Raw genomic sequence first — 15955 nt, 5'->3', positions numbered from 1 at the left:
GATCGAGTCAGCTATAAGCGCTGGCCCAGCGTCATCGACCGGTCGGCTGACGCGTCTCCGACTCCTCCATGACGATCATCCCGGAGGCGCGGCCACCGGTCTGGATCATGGTCTCGATCCAGTCCTTGTTCAGCGTCGGCACCTTGGAGCCGGAGAAGAAGATGTGCAGGGGGACGCCGTTGTCGACCCAGATGGTGTGACGGCCACTGCCGAGCTCGGCCGGGACCTGCCAGGTGAGGAAGAAGTTCTCGCCGCGACGGAGCTTGGTGCTGATCGCGATCTGCATGTGGAACAGGAGACGGTCGTCGAGCTCGTAGCTTTCGCCGTCGTAGCGGAGGGTGCCCACGGATGCCTTTCGTCTATCGGGTGGTGCGTCTGCGACGCTGCTGAGAGCTTACCCGCCGGAATTCAGGTGTATCGTGACCGCGCGATAGTGTTCTAGAACGTCTCAGCCGAAAGGATCGCCGCATGATCGTTCACCGCCTCACGGTCGATGGAAAGGACTACTTCCTGCCCGATCCGGTGGACGACCTGCGTGGCAAGATCCTCGAGGCCGTGCAGGCCGGCGGCGGCTACGTGACCATCCCGCCGCTCCGGGGCGGCCCGGGAGTGACAGTGCTCTTCTCCCCCGGTATGCCCGTCACCTGGGCGCAGATCGAGGTCGACCCGCCCGCACCGCGTCAGGACGAGCCGCGCGTCGACATCGACTCGTTCGACGCTCTCTGAGTCCTGTCGTCAGGACCTCGGTTCAGAACTCGCGCAGCCGAGCCCGGTACCAGGAGAAGATCGCCTTCGCGCCCTGCGGCTGAGAGATCAGGTAACCCTGGGCGCGGTCGCATCCCGCATCCGCCAACCGGTCGAGCTGGTCGCGTCGCTCCACGCCCTCGCCGACCACGCGGATGCCCCGGCGGTGCGCCTCCGTGATGATCTGCGCGACCTCGTGGACGCGGTCGTCCGCCTGCACCAGGCTCTTATCGAGTTTCAGCTCGCGGGCGTGCAGCGCCTCCACGCGGGCGAATGACGAGTGGCCGGTGCCGAAGTCGTCCACCGAGATGGTCACGCCTGCGGCGGCGAGCGCCCGCAGCGGTCCTGCGACCCGCTCGGGACGCGCGATCCTCTGACTCTCCGTCACCTCGACGGTCAGCGTCTTCGGGTCGCAGCGTCCCGTCGCGAACGCGCCCTCGAACATGTCGTACAGCGACGGGTCCTCGAGCTGGGTCGCGGAGACGTTCACCGCGACATCGATCGTGCAGCCCGGGATGTACTCCGTCGTCACGTCGGCGATGATCCGGGCCGTGAGCAGCGGCAGCAGGCCGGCCTTCTGCGCGATGTCGACGAAGACATCCGGCGCGACGACCCCGCGCCCCGGGTGGGTCCACCGCGCCAGCGCCTCCACCCCGACCATGGCACCATCCGTGACATCGATCTGGGGCTGATAGGCGGCCGTGACCTGGCGCTGCGCCAGCGCGATCTCCAGATCGCGGGCGAAGTCCTCGAGGGTTCCGTCCACCAACGTCACTCTGGTGATGATTCCCACGCCAGCCTGGGTTGTCAACTTCGAGGGGGACCCCTTGCGGAAATGACCCCTCTGGCGCTAGCGGCTGACGCCGACCTCTGACACTAGCGAGCGCGCCGGCGCCTGTGGCGCTGTCCTCCCGCGATGCCGAGGAAAGTCGCCGCTGCCACGCCGGCGACCACTGCGACCACGAGGTCGACCGCCTGGACCGTGGGGGCGATGCTCTCGCCGACCGGAGCCAGGAACAGCACGACCGCAGCGAACGCGATCGCTGCGGCGAACGCTCCCGCTGATGACAGACCCTGCATGATCGTCCCCCTCTGTACCCCCGAACGCTCCGAAGCATAGCCATCGCACAGCTTCACCGGCAGTCACTACGCGGCACGTTCACCGAATCGTCACCATCCGATCCGCCGGCCGCCCCTGGTACTCGGCGGACAGCAGCCGATACGAGCGGGTCAGGAAGGCTCCGAGGGCGAGCACGACGAGGGCGAGTCCGGAGAAGAGGAAGACCAGCGCAATGCCTCGGGCGCTGCCGTCCCCCAGCAACCAGCCCCAGGTCGCGCTCCCCGACTCCGACGCCATGTACGGGATGATGAGGAACTGCGCCAGGGGCGCGATCAGGAACGCGGTGATCGGCGCCGCCGCCGACTCCAGCGCCTGCCCGAAACCGAACACCCGCCCCTGCCGGGCGAACGGCACGATCTTCTGGATCACCGTCTGCTCGGACGCCTCCACCGCGGGGATCAGCGTCATGTACGCCCAGATCCCGGCGGCGTACAGCGGCCACCACTCCCGCAGGGTGAACGTCGCGCCCAGCAGGCCCATGATCGCGACGAGCACCAGCATGGTGCGGATGGGGTTCTTCCCCAGTCCGAACTTCGCGACGACGAGACCACCGATGATGAACCCGGAGGAGGCGACGCCGAGGACGATGCCCCACAGCTCGACGGCGAAGAGCTCGAGGCCGTACGGGTCCATCAGCGCGAGGTACACCCCGCCGATCAGGTTGTTGAAGGTCGAGAAGATGATCAGCGCGAAGAGGCCCGGCGCCTGACGGATCGCGGCGATGCTTCCGCGGATGTCCATGGCCGATGCCGAGCCGTCGCGTTCGGGAAGTTCCTCCGGGATGCGCAGGAACAGCAGGTGGAAGGCGGCGAGGCCCGTGACGACGATCGCGATGACGAGTGTCCACCCCATCCCGAGCAGTCCGATCGAGAGGCCGCTGAACACGCTGGTGACCAGGAACGCGAGGCCCTGCACCGTCCCGACGAGACCGTTCGCGTTGGCGTGCCGCTCGACCGGGACGAGCAGGGTCACGGTGGTCGACAGGGCGATGTTGCGCAGGTTCTCGACGACGGCGCCGAAGAGGATGATGCCGGCGAAGATCCAGAACATCGGGCCGCCCAGATCGAGCAGCGCATCCTCGGGGAAGATCAGGTAGAGCACCCCGCCGATCGAGAACGCGGCGAGGGTCACCAGCGAGGCGAACAGCATGACGTGCTGTTTGCGATGGCGGTCGACGATCGTGCCGAAGACGATCGAGAACACCGCGACGAGCAGCATGTAGGCGCCGCCGACGATGCCCGTGGCGAGCACGGACCTCGTCTCCAGGTACACCCAGAAGGTCAGTGCGAACCAGAGGAAGCTGGTGGTGACGTTCGCCACCGCCGTGTTGACGAGCACCTGCGCGAAAGTGCGCATGCCCTTCTCCTCTGACGCCGTCGTCATGGCCCAGACCCTACCGGTTCGCCCTCCAGCCCGGGAAGAGCGGGCGGGAGGGCGAACGGCCAGGTCTCACGCGGCGTCGGCGGGGAGGTCAGCGGGGAGGTCGACGGGGTACGGCTCTCCGATATCGGCGCTGCGGCTCACGGTCGCCCACGTCAGGTCGGAGTCGAGCAGGCGGCGGTCCTGCGCGACACTCATCTCGGTGGCGTTCACGCCGAGCGGGAGGTTCTGCGGGATGTCAGTGCGTTTCGCGACGCGCACCAGGATCTCGGCGGCGCGCACGGGATCGCCCGCCGGACCCTCACCCGACTGCCTCACCCGGCGGTTCATCGCGCCGACCGTGCTCTCGTAGCCTTCGGCGATCTCGCGCACCTCCATCGAGGAGCCGGCCCAGTCGGTCCGGAACCCGCTCGGCTCGACGAGGAGTACCTTCACCCCGAACGGTGCCGTCTCCGCGCGCAGCACGCGGCTGAAGCCGTCGATCGCGAACTTGGCCGCCTGGTACGACGCGATCCCGGGCGACCCGCCGACACGTCCACCGACGGACGAGAACTGAATGACCAGCCCACCGCCCTGCGCACGCAGCAGCGGGATCGCCGCTTTGGAGACGTTGTAGACGCCCCAGAAGTTGGTCTCGAACTGCGTGCGGAAGTCGGTGTCGTCGGTCGTCTCGATCGGCGACACGTTGGCGTAGCCGGCGTTGTTCACGATGACGTCGATTCGGCCGAACCGCTCGCTCGCCTCGCGTAGCGCCTCCGCGGCTCGCGAGGGATCGGTGACGTCGAGCGCCAGGGGAAGGATGCGGTCGCCGTATTCGGCGACGAGGTCGTCCAGCTGTTCGGGGCGGCGCGCCGTGGCGGCCACACGGTCGCCGGCCTGGAGGGCGGCGACGACGAGGGCGCGGCCGAAGCCACGCGAGGATCCGGTGATGAACCATGTCTGTTCCATGTCGTTAATGAAACATCGTTTCTTTAACTAATGCAACTGCGTTGCAGTAAACTGTCAGCATGACGCACAGCGCTGACCGCGAGACGGCCTTCCAGCGCGCGCGCTCGCCCGAGGCGAAGGCGGCGCGTGAGCAGGCGATCCTGGATGCTGCGCGCACCCTCGGTGCGGACCGCGGCATCCGCTCGGTCACGCTCACCGACATCGCGGATGCCGTCGGGATGCACAAGTCGGCGATGCTGCGGTACTTCGAAACCCGGGAGGAGATCTTCCTGCGGCTCACGGCCGACGGCTGGCGCGAGTGGACGCCCGCGCTGTGCGAGCGGATCGCAGCCGCCTCCACCGCGCAGGAGGTCGCGATGGCCTTCGCCTCGACCCTCGCCGCCCGCGGACCGTTCTGCGACCTGCTCGCGCAGGCTCCCCTCAATCTGGAGCGCAACGTGTCGGTCGACGCCGTCCGCTCCTTCAAGCTCACGACCGGCGCCTCCCTGGCCCGCATCGCGGAGGCCGTGCGTGCGGCGCTGCCCGCTCTCCCGCCGATCGCATGGACGGATGTGGTCGCTGTCGCGACGTCCCTCGCCGGCACCTTCTGGCAGATCTCAACGCCGCCGCCCGAGATCGCCGAGCTCTACCGATCGGACCCGCGGCTCGGACACGCGCTCGTCGACCTCGAGCCGCGGCTGCAGCGCATCCTCACCGCCTACCTCACGGGAGCGCTCGCCGACTGAGGCGTACGGTGTCGGCGTGACCGACGTCTCGCAGGCATCCAGGACCGAGAATCGCGGCCGCGCGCCCGCCTTCGCGGTGTCCATCGCCGTCGGCGCGTTGACCATTCTCGACCTGTCCGGCGTGAACGTCGCACTTCCGTCCATCCAGCGTTCCCTGCATGCCGACTCGACCCAGCTGCAGCTCATCGTTGCGGGGTACGCGCTGGCGTTCGGTCTGACGCTCATCCCGTCGGGGCGGCTCGGCGACACCCGCTCGCGTCGGGCCATGTTCGTCATCGGCCTCGTCGGCTTCAGCCTCGCCAGCGCGCTCTGCGCTCTGGCGCCGAACATCGTCTGGCTGACCGTCACCCGCTTCCTGCAGGGCGCCGCCGCGGGCGTGCAGATGCCGCAGGTGCTCGGGATGATCCAGCAGCTCTACCGGGGCGAGGAACGCGGGCGCGCGTTCGGCGTGTTCGGGGCGATGGTCGGCATCGCCACCGCGATCGGACCCAGCCTCGCAGGATCCCTCATCGCCCTCGGCGGAGCGGAGGAGGGATGGCGCCTGCTGTTCTGGTTCAACGTCCCCTGCGGGGCGATCGCCCTGTTCTTCGCCCTGCGATTCCTGCCGCGGACGCAGGAGCGCGGCTCCGGCACCGAGCTCGACCCGGTCGGGCTGGTGCTCCTCGCCGGAACCATCCTCGGACTGATGCTGCCGTTCCTCCTGACCACGGGATCCTCCACCGACGACCCGCTGCGCTGGCTGTGGCTCGTCGCGTTCGCCGCGTTCGGCACCGCGTTCTTGCTCTGGGAGCGCGCCTACGCCCGGCGCGGACTGTCGCCGATCATCCACCTCGACCTGTTCCGGCTGGCGTCGTACCGCAACGGCATCCTCATCGCCACGGTCTACTTCGGCGGTCTCCCGGCGAGCTTCCTCGTGACGACGCTGTTCCTGCAGGAGGGACTCCACGCCGAGCCGCTGGCTGCGGGCCTCGTGAGCGTCCCGTTCGCCCTGGGCGCCGCAGTCTCGGCGTTCGTCGGAGGGCGGCTGGTGCACCGGTTCGGGCGTGCGCTCGTCGTCGTCGGGCTCGTCATCGTGATCGTCGGCATCGGCGCTCTCCTTGCCTCGGCGACGCTTGCACCGCCCGGCTCGGCCGAGTGGTTCATGGCCGCATCGACCCTCATCGGCGGCATCGGCGGCGGGTTCGTCATCTCACCGAACCAGACGCTCACCCTCTCGGAGGTGCCGCCGGAGGAGGGCAGCGCCGCCGGCTCGATCGCGCAGCTCGGACAGCGGATCGGGACGGCCGTCGGCGTCGCCCTCGTGACAGCCGTGTTCTTCGCCATGGTCCCGGGCGGCGGCAACCACCCGGTCGACCAGTACCACGCGGCCGTCAGGGCCGGATACCTCGTGACCTTGGCTCTGCTCGCGGTCGCCCTGGTCGTCGGGCTGGTCGACCTCCGGGAGCGGCAGAAGGCGGGGAAGACGCCGGCTCAATCCACGTGACTACTGCGGGTATGGAGTCTCACCGCGCTCCAGCATCGCCACCAGCTTCGCGAGCCGGTTCGCGCGGCTGGTCGCGCTCGGAGCGGTGATGACGCGGTGGAGGACGGCATACCGGTTCTGGCCGTTCAGGCGCTCGAACTGCGTGGCCGCCTCGGGCGAGGCCGCGAGCGCCGCCGCGAGGTCGTCCGGCACAACGACCGACGATGCGCCGGCGTAGGCGCGCTCCCAGCGGCCGTCCGCCTTGGCGCGGTCGACTTCGGCTTCACCGCGCGGGCGCATCCGCCCCTCGGCGCGGAGCTCCGACACAAGGCCGATATTGCGCTCCGACCAGAGCGAGGCCGCGCGTCGCGGTGTATACCGCTGGAGGAATGTCGTCTCGTCGCGCGAGCGCCGCTGACCGTCGATCCATCCGCCGCACAGCGCCTCGGCCACCGCCTCGGCGTAGGTCAGCGAGGTCGGCTCCGTGGTGCCCTTCTTCGCGAGAACGAGCCAGACGCCGTCGGACGACTCTTCGTTGGCGGTGAGCCAGTCGCGCCACGCGCCGGCATCGGCGACGATCAAGAGGTCGGTGTCCGTCGGCGGCATGATTGCCACTATTGCGCATACCTCCGACGGCGCGCCAGGACCGTCGGGATGCGCCGCCGCCGCGAGGAACTAGCGGCGGACCTCCGACGTCGCACCCGGCTCCAGGTCGCGCGACGGGCCCGCGTGACGTTCGGCCTTGCGCCTCCGGCCGCGCACGTAACCGGTAACCAGCAGAAGCACTCCCACCCCGAGCAGGATGGCCGCACCCACGGTGAAGCCCACGTTCCAGGCGACGTATTGCCCGGTGTCGTTCGCTCCCGGCGTCTCGACGCCGTACCGGGTGAGACACAGCGCCCCCGCGATCACGAGTACCGCGCCGACGATGTAGAAGACGGTGGACTTGCCCGCGGTGAACATCCCCATGGTCACTCCTCCTCTGCTTCGTCGCCGTCGGCTGGGTCGTGGCCGCCCGCGAGATCGGGCGCGAACGGCTCCGCCAGAGCGTCCACCCGCTCCCGGAGGTAGTGAACGGCGCCGATGTTGTCCGGCTCGGTCGCGGTCGTGCTCGCCGTCTCGACCATGAGCACCACCGCAGGGCTCAGCAGAAAGGTCGCCTCCACGTCGTTCCCGTCGACCCCGATCGCCCGCAGGGTCACCGCATCCGTTCCCCCGGTCTGGCCGAGAGCCGTCGCGTAGCTCATCAGAAGGTCTGCCGCCTCGTCGCCCACCAGCAGCGACTTGTCCGCATAGGTCACGTGCTTCATGACCCGGACGGTAGCCCGGATTCGCGTGCGCGCATCCCGTTGACATCGTGAGAGGCGTGGGTCAGAGCGCACGCGGCGCTCTGCCGGGTGTGAAACGCGGGAAGAAAGCCCGGAGCGGCTCGGTTCGCAGAGGTGGAGGGGCGACAGTCGCCCCGGCGAAAGGCATCGACATGGCCACGATCTCGATCATCGGAGGGACCGGGTTCACCGGCTCCCACCTCGCTGCGGAGGCCGCCTCACGCGGTCACAGCGTGACCTCGCTGAGCCGTTCGGAGCCGAGCGACCCGGTGCAGGGCGTGACGTATCTGACCGGGTCGGCCGACGAGCCGGAGGGTGCGGTCGAGGGCGCAGACGTGATCGTGGCGACCGTGTCGCCGCGCGGCGACAGCGCGGGCACCCTCGGGCGACGTTACGGTCGTCTTGCCGAGCTCGCCGTCGCATCCGGTGCCCGGCTCGTGGTGATCGGCGGCTTCAGCTCGCTGCGTCCCGCCCCCGACGCCCCGCGCTTCGCCGAGGGCGACGACATCCCGCCGGCGTTCGCGGATGAGGCCCGCGAACTGAACGCCGTGCTCTCGGATCTGATCGAGAACGCCCCGGAGGGCCTCGACTGGCTGTTCGTCAGCCCGGCCGGCACCTACGGCTCGTACGCGCCCCAGCAGGAGCCGCGCGGGTCCTATCGCGTCGGCGACGACGTCGCGCTCTTCGACGACGAGGGCGTCTCCCTCATCGGCGGCGAGGACTTCGCGAAGGCCGTCCTCGACGAGATCGAGGCCCCGACGCGCAGCCGCGCGCAGATCCACTTCGCCTACTGATCGCGCAGACCCCGTCGAGTTGACGCAACACGCCGTCACGCCGAGTGCCGTGACGGCGTGTCGCATCAACCCCGTCACGGCTTCAGCGGGTCGTGACCGATCGACATGAGGCGATGCCGCCACTGGGCGTCGCCAGCTTCCGGGTCGCGATCGGGGCCACGCTCGGCGTCGACTTCGGCCACCACCGACCGCATCACCTGCACGTCGTCCGGCGTGAGATCTGTGCGGCGCTTGGACAGGATGTCGAGCACCGTGCGCGAGCGCTCGTCGCCGATCTGGTCCGAGGGCTCCTCCCCATCTGTCCCCGCCGCGTCGGTCGCCAACCACTCCCCGAGCTCACGGGAGGTCATGTTGACCGCTCGGTGGAAGTCGTCCCACAGCTCGTCATCGATTTCGGACTCCGCCATCACGGCCTCCTCAGATCTTGTATGTTCCGCTGGACGCTAGCCCCGGCTTCCCACCGATTCAACCGGTCGGATGCGCGATCTGGGCACTGCGTCTTGCCCGGGCGACGACCTCGTGGCACCGTTCAAGGGGAACCCCCTCGCACGACGAACGGGAGATGGCGTGGCGAAGCAGAAGAAGCTCGAGAAGGCAGCGGAGAAGGCCCTCAAGCGGGCCGAGGAAGCAGTCGCCGACGCGATCGATGCGGTCGACCGGCTGAACAAGAAGAAGGCGAAGAAGCGCGCCCACGCCCTGCGGGAACAGGTGGCGAAGCTGGGCGGCAAGGGCAGCGGCAAGAGCGGCGGCACGGGCAGCGCAGCGGGCGCCAGCAGCGGTTCCGCCGCGGACTCCGGCGCCGACACCTCCCTCGACCTCACGCCTCCCCTGCCCTCCGTCCGCGACGACCAGGTCGACACGGCCGCCGAGTTCGCCGGATCGGCCGCCACGTCGGCGCCGCACGATCCGGAGCTCGACCACCTCACCGTCCAGGCCCTCAGGGATGCCGCCCGCGCCCGCGGTCTCCGCAACGTCTCCCAGCTCAACAAAGGCCAGCTGATCGAGCGTCTCAGCGAGTGACCTCCCGAATCGGCCGCTCCGGGAGACGGGGCACCATTCCGGGTTTACGGTGGCAGTCACGGAAGGAGACCACGTGGACGACGAGGCACTCGAGGTGACGCAGCAGAACGCGGTGACTCAGCACGACGCGGGGCCGGCGGAAGACGCCCAGCCGCTCGATGAAGCGCAAGCCCTGCTGGAGGAAACGGCAGCCGAGACGGAGGAAGAAGCCGTCCCGGAGATGCAGGAGATCACCTACGACGAGCAGCTGTATCCGGCGCGCCCCCGCCGCCTCCGCCCGCGTGCGAACCTGCGCGGAGGAAGCATCCGCCGCACGTTCTCCGACCCGCGTGCCGCGAACGGCCAGAACCCCGCCTACGTCGAGTGGCTGGTCCGCCAGTCGATGCTGAAGGATGCGGATGTGCTCAGCCGTCAGCTCTCCGGCTCGCCGAGCATGTGGCGAAACCCGTACGCTCGGCCGGATGCTCGCCGCGCCGTCTCGACGTCCGACGTGTGGTTCACCGCGTATCCGATCTCGCTGATCACCCGCCCGCACGAGTCGTTCCTGACGGCGCTGGCCGACCCTGAGCTGTGGTCGGCGTTCGAGCGGATCGGGATCAATGGTGTGCACACCGGCCCGGTGAAGCGCGCGGGCGGCATCCGCGGCTGGCAGGAGACCCCGAGCGTCGACGGCCACTTCGACCGCATCGGCACGCAGATCGACCCCGCCTTCGGCGATGAGGAGACCTTCCGCCGAATGACGGATGTCGCCGAGGAGCACGGCGGCAGTGTCATCGACGACATCGTCCCGGGTCACACCGGCAAGGGCGCCGACTTCCGCCTGGCGGAGATGGCGTACAAGGACTACCCCGGCATCTACCACATGGTCGAGATCCCGCCGGACGAGTGGCACCTCCTCCCCGAGGTCCCGGAGGGCCGCGACTCCATCAACCTCGACGAGTCGACGGAGGCGGCGCTCGCGGCCCGCGGCTACATCATCGGCGAGCTGCAGCGCGTCATCTTCTTCTCGCCCGGCGTGAAGGAGACCAACTGGAGCGTTACGGCTCCCGTCATCGGCGTCGACGGTGTCACCCGCCGCTGGGTGTACCTGCACTACTTCAAGGAGGGCCAGCCGTCGGTCAACTGGCTGGACCCGACCTTCTCTGGCATGCGCCTGGTGATCGGCGACGCACTGCACTCGCTGGGGGACCTGGGCACGAGCGCACTGCGGCTGGATGCGAACGGCTTCCTCGGCGTCGAGAAGAGCGCCGAGGGGATGCCCGCCTGGTCGGAGGGTCACCCGCTGTCGCACGCGGCGAACCACATCATCGCGGGCATGGTCCGGAAGGTCGGCGGCTTCACGTTCCAAGAGCTGAACCTGACCGTCGAGGACATTCGCGACACCGGCGCCGTCGGGGCGGACCTGTCCTACGACTTCATCAACCGACCCGCCTACCACCACGCCCTCGCCACCGGCGACACGGAGTTCCTGCGGCTGACCCTGCGCACGTCGCTCGAGCTGGGCGTCGAGCCGGTCAGCCTGGTGCACGGGATGCAGAACCACGACGAGCTCACCTACGAGCTGGTGCACTGGGCGACGCTGCATCAGAACGACGTGTACACGTTCCGCGGCGAGGAGATCACCGGCGGGGAGCTGGCCCAGCGCATCCGCCAGGATCTGGTCGAGGCGATCACGCAGCCGACCGCCGACTACAACCTCGTGTTCACCACCAACGGGATCGCCTGCACGTCCGCGTCCCTCATCGCCGCCACCCAGGGGCACCTGACGCTCGATTCGATCACCGAGGCCGACATTCCAGCGATCCGGGACGCCCACCTGCTGCTCGCCGCCTTCAACGCGTGGCAGCCCGGAGTGTTCGCGCTCTCGGGATGGGACCTGCTCGGCTCGCTGACCATCCCCCGCTCCGAGGTGGAGGACCTGATCGCCCAGGGCGACACGCGTTGGGTGGAGCGCGGCGCCCACGACCTGCTCGGCGTCGCGCCCGAAGCGCAGCGGTCGTCCTCCGGGATGCCGCGGGCCCGCTCACTGTACGGGACGCTGCCCGAGCAGCTGCAGAGCCGCACGTCGTTCGCGAGCCGTCTGGGCGAGCTGCTGCGCATCCGGAACCGCTGGGGCATCGCAACCGCACGTCAGGTCGACGTGCCCGATGTGGCCCATCCCGGGATGCTCGTCATGGTGCACGAGCTGGAGTCGCTCGACGAACAGGACCTGCCGATCGTGCAGCTGACCGTGCTCAACATGACGGGCGAGCAGGTGGAGGGCACCGTCCGGTCGGAGGCGCTCCCCCACCGCGCCCTGGTGACGGATGCCGCCGACGGCAGCGAGGTGGGGACCGTCGACGACCTGGCGAGCTTCCCGGTGAGCGTCCCCGCGTACGGCGCCCGCTTCCTGGTGCTGCACCGGACGCCGGCCGAGTGAGTGCTCAGCCGAGCAGCTCGCGCACGCGCGGCACGACCTCGCCGCCGTAGAGCCGGATGCCGGTGAGCAGCGACTCGTCGGTCATGCCGGGGATGCCGTACTTGAGGTCGAAGCGGTTCGCCCCGACCATCGGCAGGTTCTTCGCGATCTTGGTCGCGACCGTCTCGGGCGAGCCGACGTAGAGGCTGCCGTCCGGGCCGATCTCGCGCAGGAAGGACGACTCGGTCGGGATGGCGAATCCGCGCGTGGCGCTGACCTTCGTGATCATGTCGCGGTAGTGCGGCCAGAACTCCTCACGCGCCTGCTCGTCGGTCGCCGCGACATGGCCAGGCGAGTGCAGGCCGATCGGCTGTGGTTCCTGCCCGAACTGCTCGAGCGCCTTGTGGAACAGCTCGGCGTAAGGCGCGAACCGCGACACCGGACCTCCGATGACGGCGAGCATCAGCGAGAAGCCGTAGTGGGCGGTGCGGATGACCGACTCCGGGCTGCCGCCCACACCGATCCAGGTCGGAAGGGGCGTGTCGAGGTGCGGGACCACATCCTGGTCGCGGAGGCCCCGCCGGGTCGTGCCCTCCCAGGTGACGGGGCCGCCGCGGAGCAGGTGGGCGAAGAGGTTGGTCTTCTCCTCGAACAGCGCTTCGTAGTCGTTCAGGTCGAAGCCGAACAGCGGGAACGAGTCGATGCTGGAGCCGCGGCCGAGGATGACCTCGGCGCGACCGTCGGAGAGCGCGTTGAGCGTGGAGTAGCGCTGGAAGACGCGGACCGGGTCGTCCGAGCTCAGCACGGTGACGGCGGACCCGAGGTGGATGCGCTCGGTGCGCGCGGCGATCGCGCCGAGCACCACGTCGGCGGCCGAGAGCGGCATGTCGTCGGTGTGGTGCTCGCCGATGCCGAAGTAGTCGAGACCCGCCTCCTCGGCGGCGACGGCGTGACCGACGAGGTCGCGGATGGTCTGGGCCTGGCTGATCGGTCGGCCGACGGCGTCGTTCGTCACGTCGCCGAACGTGTTCAGGCCGAAACTGAGCGGGAAGCGCTTCTCGGGGGTGGTGGGCTCGGTGGTGGGCTCGGTTGTGGTGGATTCGGGTGCGGTGTTCATTTGTGGGTTCTTTCCGGGTGGGATGTGGTTCAGGCGGCGGCGTCGGCGGGCATCAGCTCGGCGGCGACGGCCGTCCGGAATTCTCGTGAGTTCAGGCGCGCTCCGAACACGGGACCGCCCGGTTCGAAGGCGACGCCGTCGCGGAGGCGTTCGGCGATGACGACGTCGTACCCGACGTCGTCGATCAGGGAGGCGACCAGTGCTGCCGCTTCGGCGTCGTCAGAGGCGACGCCCAGCGCGCGGCGGTCGGGGTCGCCGGCCGGCCGGCGGTCCTCCTCCATCTCGTGGTAGCCGATGTGGTTGAAGGACTTCACGACGGTGGATGCGGCGAGCCGTTCCTGGACCACCTCGCTGCTGGTGAGCGAGGCATCCTCGAACAGCGGCTGCACGCCGTCGGTCGGCGCCCAGTAGTTCATGGAGTCGATGACGATCTTGCCGGCGAGCATCGCGTGGTCGAGCGTGGCGAACCGGTGAAGCGGGATAGCGAGGATCACCACGTCGGCGTCCGCGACGGCATCAGCGGCCCAACTGGCCTGCGCTCCGGGCATGACGACGGAGGCGATGAGCTGGATGCGCGCGGGGTCGCCGGAGGCGGCGACATCCACCGCGTATCCCGCGTCGAGCAGGATGCGCGCGAGCGCCGAGCCGACGTGCCCGACGCCGAGGATAGCGACGCGCGGTCGTGTTGTGCCGGCGTTCATGCTGCCTGTCCTTTCGTGCTTTCGAGTGGTGTTGCGTCGAGGTGCTGGCGGATGCTGCCGAGCACCTCGGCCAAGTTCTCGAGCTGCTGCGGTTCGAGCGCGTCGGCGAAGAGGCGCTTGACCGCGCGCAGGTGCGGGCCGGAGGCCCTGCGGATCGCGTCGTAGCCGTCGTCGGTGAGGACGACGAGTGCGCCGCGGTTGTCGCCGGGACATTCGGTGCGGAGGATGAGCCCCCGTCGCTCCATCCGCCCCAGGTGGTGGGAGACGCGGCTGCGCTCCCAGTCGATCGCGTCGGCGAGTTCGGACGAGCGCAGCGAGCGGCCCTCCGCCTCCGTCAACGCGAGCAGCACGGCGTAATCGCCGGGCGAGAGCTCGACCCGTTGGAGTTCCGCCGCGAGGAGACGGCGAAGGTCCGCGGTGGTGTCCTGCAGGGAACGCCAGACGGCCAGTTCGCGCTCCGTGAGCCGCTCGGCGAGCGGTTCGGCGGTGTCTGGTTCGGTCATCCCATCCTCGTTTTCCTCGTGCTCAGCCGGTGTAGCTGACATGTCAATCAACCGAGGGAGGCGTCGAATTGTTCCCGGCACGCGGGACGCCTTGTAGCGTTGCAGCATGACCGAGCTGCCGGACGCCCTCCCCGCCGACTACGACCCCGCGCACGTCTTCCGGGTGGTCGCGACACCGGTCGCGCAGGGCTGGGGAGTGTGGCTGCGCGCGGCCGACGACAGCATCATCCACAGCTTCGGCCTGGGCTTCCCGCCCGGCACCCCGTTCCAGCCGGACGTGCTGGATGTGCTCGGCCCGCTCCTCAACGTGCAGTACCGGCTCGCCTTCCACGGCCCCGAGTCGTGGGACGAACTCGAGGACCACTTCTCCGCCGTCGTCTACGAGTACACCCCGCGCTAGCCGCGGGCCCCTCTCCGCTGCGCTCTCCCCGCCCCTCTCCGCTGCCCGCTCCGCTCCCCTCTCCGCTGCGCTCTCGCCTCCCCTCTCCGATCGAAGGAGATTCGCACGGATTCCGGCCGAATCTCCTTCAGTACTGCCAATCGAAGGAGATTCAGGCCGGTTTCTCCTTCGTTAGCCGCGCCGCCTGCCACCGTCGGAGATCGGGAGGCCACCGTCGGGGATGTGGGCGATGGAGGCGCGAATCTCCATCCGCACCGCGGCCCGTCGGAGATTCGGGGCGGGTTGTCCTTCGTTAGCGGTCGGCGGTTTCGGGGGCTGGGTCGCGGCGCAGCGGTTGGAGTCGGGCGAGTTGGGTGACGTGGTGGGGGCCGAGTTCGGCGAGGGTGTTGACCTGGAGGAGTTTCATGGTGCGGGTGAGTTGGTCGGTGAGGATCTGGATGGTGCGGTCGACACCGGCTCGGCCGCCGGCCATCAGCCCGTAGAGGTAGGCGCGGCCGATGAGGGTGAACTTGGCGCCGAGGGCGTAGGCGGCGATGATGTCGGCGCCGTTCATGATGCCGGTATCGATCGCGATCTCGGTGTGCTGACCCACCTCACGGGCCACCGTAGGGAGGAGGTGGAAGGGGATGGGTGCCCGGTCGAGTTGGCGTCCGCCGTGGTTGGAGAGCACGATCCCATCCACCCCGTGATCGACCAGAGTCTTGGCGTCTTCCACGTTCTGCACGCCCTTGATCACCAGCTTCCCCGGCCACATCTCCCGGATGATGGCCAGGTCCTCGTAGTTGATGGACGGGTCCATCGCTGCGTTGAGCAGGTCACCGACGGTGCCGCCGGTGGCGGACAGGGACGCGAACTCCAACTTCGGGGTGGTCAAAAAGTCGTACCACCACCACGGCCGCGGGATCGCGTTCACGATCGTCCCCAACGTCAACTGGGGTGGGATGGAGAACCCGTTCCTTTTGTCCCGTAGCCGGGCCCCGGCGATCGGGGTGTCCACCGTGAAGAACAGGGTGTCGAACCCGGCGGCGGCGGCCCGCTCCACCAGCCCGTAGGAGATCTCCCGTTGCCGCATCACATACAACTGGAACCAGTTCCGGCCGTGCGGGTTCGCCGCCTTCACGTTCTCGATCGACGTGGTCCCCAAAGTGGACAGGGTGAACGGGATCCCCGCCGCCGCAGCAGCCCCCGCCCCGGCAGTCTCCCCCTCGGTCTGCATCAACCGGGTGAACCCCGTCGGCGCGATCCCGAACGGCAACGCCGACGGGCCACCCCAAATCTGGCACGACGTGTCCACCGTGGACACATCCCGCAGGAT

Annotated in this window: 20 protein-coding genes; 7 read left to right on the top strand and 13 right to left on the bottom strand. The window is 69.1% G+C overall.

Going from position 1 to position 15955, the window contains the following annotated elements; all coding sequences use genetic code 11:
- Positions 1-31: 31 nt before the first annotated feature.
- The gene (locus AB7E03_RS00100; RefSeq protein WP_489938138.1) at positions 32-346 is read right to left on the bottom strand and encodes a DUF7882 family protein; all 315 of its coding nucleotides are present in this window, start codon (positions 344-346) and stop codon (positions 32-34) included.
- A 122-nt stretch (positions 347-468) separates the two neighbouring features.
- On the opposite strand from AB7E03_RS00100, the gene AB7E03_RS00095 reads away from it, so the two are divergent.
- Positions 469-726 carry a hypothetical protein gene (locus tag AB7E03_RS00095; protein WP_441782932.1) on the top strand — a complete coding sequence of 86 codons (258 nt, stop codon included), beginning with the start codon at positions 469-471 and terminating at the stop codon, positions 724-726.
- A 22-nt stretch (positions 727-748) separates the two neighbouring features.
- On the opposite strand, the gene AB7E03_RS00090 is transcribed toward AB7E03_RS00095, so the two are convergent.
- The 4 genes from AB7E03_RS00090 to AB7E03_RS00075 form a co-directional block, all read right to left on the bottom strand.
- Positions 749-1510: an EAL domain-containing protein gene (locus AB7E03_RS00090; protein WP_489938135.1), complete on the bottom strand. Its 762-nt coding sequence runs from the start codon at positions 1508-1510 to the stop codon at positions 749-751.
- A gap of 110 nt (positions 1511-1620) precedes the next feature.
- Entirely contained in the window at positions 1621-1824 is a 204-nt protein-coding gene (locus AB7E03_RS00085; protein ID WP_489938133.1) for a hypothetical protein, read from the bottom strand.
- Positions 1825-1903: 79 nt separating this feature from the next.
- Entirely contained in the window at positions 1904-3247 is a 1344-nt protein-coding gene (locus AB7E03_RS00080; protein WP_489938131.1) for an MFS transporter, read from the bottom strand.
- Positions 3248-3313: 66 nt separating this feature from the next.
- Entirely contained in the window at positions 3314-4192 is an 879-nt protein-coding gene (locus AB7E03_RS00075; protein ID WP_489938129.1) for an SDR family NAD(P)-dependent oxidoreductase, read from the bottom strand.
- 59 nt (positions 4193-4251) lie between these two features.
- Here AB7E03_RS00075 and AB7E03_RS00070 point away from each other — a divergent pair, with 59 nt between their 5' ends.
- Both AB7E03_RS00070 and AB7E03_RS00065 read left to right on the top strand, forming a co-directional pair.
- Complete coding sequence (locus tag AB7E03_RS00070) at positions 4252-4917, top strand: TetR/AcrR family transcriptional regulator (RefSeq protein WP_489938127.1); 666 nt, start codon at positions 4252-4254, stop codon at positions 4915-4917.
- Between the two features lie 16 nt (positions 4918-4933).
- Entirely contained in the window at positions 4934-6400 is a 1467-nt protein-coding gene (locus AB7E03_RS00065; protein ID WP_489938125.1) for an MFS transporter, read from the top strand.
- On the opposite strand, the gene AB7E03_RS00060 is transcribed toward AB7E03_RS00065, so the two are convergent.
- The 3 genes from AB7E03_RS00060 to AB7E03_RS00050 all read right to left on the bottom strand — a co-directional run bounded on the left by AB7E03_RS00060 (position 6401) and on the right by AB7E03_RS00050 (position 7689).
- Positions 6401-6985, bottom strand: a complete 585-nt coding sequence (locus AB7E03_RS00060; RefSeq protein ID WP_489938123.1) for a YdeI/OmpD-associated family protein — start codon at positions 6983-6985, stop codon at positions 6401-6403.
- 69 nt (positions 6986-7054) lie between these two features.
- On the bottom strand, positions 7055-7348 hold the full coding sequence (locus AB7E03_RS00055) for a hypothetical protein (protein ID WP_489938121.1): 294 nt from the start codon (positions 7346-7348) through the stop codon (positions 7055-7057).
- A gap of 2 nt (positions 7349-7350) precedes the next feature.
- On the bottom strand, positions 7351-7689 hold the full coding sequence (locus AB7E03_RS00050) for a hypothetical protein (RefSeq protein WP_489938119.1): 339 nt from the start codon (positions 7687-7689) through the stop codon (positions 7351-7353).
- Between the two features lie 170 nt (positions 7690-7859).
- Between AB7E03_RS00050 and AB7E03_RS00045 the strand changes: the two genes are divergently transcribed.
- Positions 7860-8501: an NAD(P)-dependent oxidoreductase gene (locus tag AB7E03_RS00045; protein ID WP_489938117.1), complete on the top strand. Its 642-nt coding sequence runs from the start codon at positions 7860-7862 to the stop codon at positions 8499-8501.
- 74 nt (positions 8502-8575) lie between these two features.
- On the opposite strand, the gene AB7E03_RS00040 is transcribed toward AB7E03_RS00045, so the two are convergent.
- Positions 8576-8908: a DUF3140 domain-containing protein gene (locus tag AB7E03_RS00040; RefSeq protein ID WP_489938115.1), complete on the bottom strand. Its 333-nt coding sequence runs from the start codon at positions 8906-8908 to the stop codon at positions 8576-8578.
- 160 nt (positions 8909-9068) lie between these two features.
- Between AB7E03_RS00040 and AB7E03_RS00035 the strand changes: the two genes are divergently transcribed.
- Together AB7E03_RS00035 and treS are read left to right on the top strand one after the other, a co-directional pair.
- Positions 9069-9521 (top strand): Rho termination factor N-terminal domain-containing protein, encoded by a 453-nt coding sequence (locus AB7E03_RS00035; RefSeq protein ID WP_489938113.1) that lies wholly within the window; start codon positions 9069-9071, stop codon positions 9519-9521.
- 220 nt (positions 9522-9741) lie between these two features.
- On the top strand, positions 9742-11940 hold the full coding sequence (treS, locus tag AB7E03_RS00030; RefSeq protein WP_489942837.1) for a maltose alpha-D-glucosyltransferase: 2199 nt from the start codon (positions 9742-9744) through the stop codon (positions 11938-11940).
- A 4-nt stretch (positions 11941-11944) separates the two neighbouring features.
- Here the strand turns inward: treS and AB7E03_RS00025 are convergent, their stop codons facing one another.
- Genes AB7E03_RS00025 through AB7E03_RS00015 form a run of 3 tightly spaced genes read right to left on the bottom strand, consistent with a single transcriptional unit; the run spans position 11945 to position 14240 of the window.
- Complete coding sequence (locus AB7E03_RS00025) at positions 11945-13036, bottom strand: LLM class flavin-dependent oxidoreductase (RefSeq protein WP_489938111.1); 1092 nt, start codon at positions 13034-13036, stop codon at positions 11945-11947.
- A 29-nt stretch (positions 13037-13065) separates the two neighbouring features.
- Positions 13066-13737, bottom strand: a complete 672-nt coding sequence (locus AB7E03_RS00020) for an NADPH-dependent F420 reductase (protein WP_489938109.1) — start codon at positions 13735-13737, stop codon at positions 13066-13068.
- Positions 13734-14240, bottom strand: coding sequence for a MarR family winged helix-turn-helix transcriptional regulator (locus AB7E03_RS00015; RefSeq protein WP_489938107.1), 507 nt, complete (start codon positions 14238-14240; stop codon positions 13734-13736). Before AB7E03_RS00015 ends, AB7E03_RS00020 begins: the two co-directional genes overlap by 4 nt.
- A 106-nt stretch (positions 14241-14346) precedes the next feature.
- Here AB7E03_RS00015 and AB7E03_RS00010 point away from each other — a divergent pair, with 106 nt between their 5' ends.
- On the top strand, positions 14347-14640 hold the full coding sequence (locus tag AB7E03_RS00010; protein WP_489938105.1) for a hypothetical protein: 294 nt from the start codon (positions 14347-14349) through the stop codon (positions 14638-14640).
- A gap of 292 nt (positions 14641-14932) precedes the next feature.
- On the opposite strand, the gene AB7E03_RS00005 is transcribed toward AB7E03_RS00010, so the two are convergent.
- The coding region (locus tag AB7E03_RS00005; RefSeq protein ID WP_489938103.1) for an alpha-hydroxy acid oxidase at positions 14933-15955 on the bottom strand (1023 nt) is incomplete at its 5' end.

The organism is Leifsonia sp. RCC_180 (assembly GCF_058138205.1).
The sequence above is the reverse complement of the archived record's forward strand: the minus strand, read 5'-3'. Positions and strand labels throughout refer to the sequence as shown.